This is a genomic window from Actinomycetospora sp. (genome assembly GCF_055612215.1).
Map to the genome: position 1 here is coordinate 1 of NZ_JBVPVA010000172.1, position 2,035 is coordinate 2,035.

General features: G+C 71.2%; 2 protein-coding genes. One reads left to right on the forward strand and one right to left on the reverse strand.

Translation table 11 applies throughout. The features are described from left to right. The coding region (locus AC0CYZ_RS04790) for a UvrA family protein (protein ID WP_472212857.1) at positions 1-1,121 on the reverse strand (1,121 nt) is incomplete at its 3' end. A 200-nt stretch (positions 1,122-1,321) separates the two neighbouring features. Between AC0CYZ_RS04790 and AC0CYZ_RS04795 the strand changes: the two genes are divergently transcribed. Beyond that, entirely contained in the window at positions 1,322-2,032 is a 711-nt protein-coding gene (locus AC0CYZ_RS04795) for a DUF4383 domain-containing protein (RefSeq protein WP_472212859.1), read from the forward strand. Positions 2,033-2,035: the final 3 nt, after the last annotated feature.

The window sequence follows — 2,035 nt, forward strand, 5'->3', positions numbered from 1 at the left end:
CGCTCGCGGCCGTAGCGGTTGCGGTAGCGCACGTGCACCTGGTCGTTCGAGCCGTAGAGCACGGCCTTCTTCACCGACGCCGGGAGCTTGCGCCACGCGGTGTCCATCCGGAACCCGACGGACTCCGAGAGCGCCGTCAGCAGCCGCGTGAAGTACTCGGCGGTCTGGCCCATGTTCCACGGCGCGATCGCGCCCTCGCCGAGGGAGAGCTCGTCGTCGGGGACCAGGAGCTCCGGGTCGACCTCCATCTTGGTGCCGAGGCCGGTGCAGGCCGGGCAGGCGCCGTAGGGCGAGTTGAACGAGAAGGCGCGGGGCTCGAGGTCGTCCACGGCGAGCTGGTGGCCGTTCGGGCAGGCCATCTTCTCGGAGAACCGGCGCTCGCGGTCCGGGTCGTTCTCGTCGAGGTCCACGAAGTCGAGCACGAGGACGCCCTCGGCCAGCCGCAGCGCGGTCTCCACCGAGTCGGTGAGGCGCTGCTTGGCGCTGGCCTTGACCGAGAGCCGGTCCACGACCACCGCGATGTCGTGCTTCTCCTGCTTCTTCAACGTCGGCGGGTCGGCCAGCGGATAGACCGTGCCGTCGACCAGGACACGGGAGTAGCCCTGGCCCTGCAGCTGGGAGAACAGGTCGACGTACTCGCCCTTGCGACCACGGATGACCGGTGCGAGGACCTGGAACCGGCGGCCCGACTCCATCTCGAGCACCTGGTCGACGATCTGCTGCGGGGTCTGCTTCGAGATGATCTCGCCGCAGGTCGGGCAGTGCGGCGTGCCGGCGCGGGCGTAGAGCAGCCGGAGGTAGTCGTAGACCTCGGTGATGGTCCCGACGGTGGAGCGCGGGTTGCGGCTCGTGGACTTCTGGTCGATCGACACCGCCGGCGAGAGGCCCTCGATGAAGTCGACGTCGGGCTTGTCCATCTGCCCGAGGAACTGGCGCGCGTACGCGGAGAGCGACTCGACGTAGCGCCGCTGGCCCTCCGCGAAGATGGTGTCGAAGGCCAGGCTCGACTTGCCCGAGCCCGACAGTCCGGTGAAGACGACGAGGCTGTCGCGCGGCAGGTCGATGTCGACGCCCGTGAGGTTGTGCTCACGGGCGCCCTTGACGACGAGGCGGTCGGCCACGTTTGAGCCTCCTGGGGCGGCACGGGTGCGGGCGGGTGGTGCTGCCCTGCATACCCCCGGGCACCGACAACGACGGACGCCGCGCAGGCCGTCGGGGGCTCCTCCTCATGCTAGGCGTGCGTTCCAACGGTCGGCCGAGGGCCCGCATTCCGCCCCGGAGGGCGTTTGTGACTGGGCCGTCCGGAGGTACCCCCGCGCCCATGACGGAGCAGGGGGCCGGGCAGCAGGGCACGCGGGACCGCACGGGCGCCGGGTCGGGTGACCCCGGTGCCGGCGCGGCGCGCAACGGGGAGGAAGCCCACCCCGATACCGGGAAACGCGCCCAGCACGACGCGCAGGGCCGGTCCGCCGAGGGCGGCGGCCCGTACGTCGAGGCCGGACGTGACGAGCAGGGACGTCCGCAGCCCTCGGTCCCGCACGAGGGGCTGCTGGGCCGGATCGCGAGCTCGGTGCTCGCCGGGCAGTCGGTGGTCCTGCTCGTCGTGGCGGTCGCGGGCTACGTCGTCGGCAGCGGCGACGGCTTCTTCGGCCGTTCGGAGGAGACCTTCCTCGCGCTGCGCCTCAACCCCGCGCACAGCACGATCCTGCTGATCACGGCGGTGCTCGGGTTCGCCGCGCTGGCACGCCGGAAGTCGCTGCGCGGATTCGCCCTCGCCCAGTTGATCGTCTACCTGATCCTCTTCGGGGTCGGGACGGCGGCGTCGATCGAGAGCTCGGACCCGTCGCCACTGGACCTGAACACCCCGGACAACGTGCTGCACGGCGTGCTGTTCCTGCTCGGCTTCATGATGATGATGATCTCGAGCGCCCGCATCATCGAGCCGCCGCCCGGGCCGGACCCGTACCCGGACTACCAGGAGGACGACGGCGGCGGCTCGTCCGAGGAGCAGTCCGGCGCGCGTCAGGGCTGACGC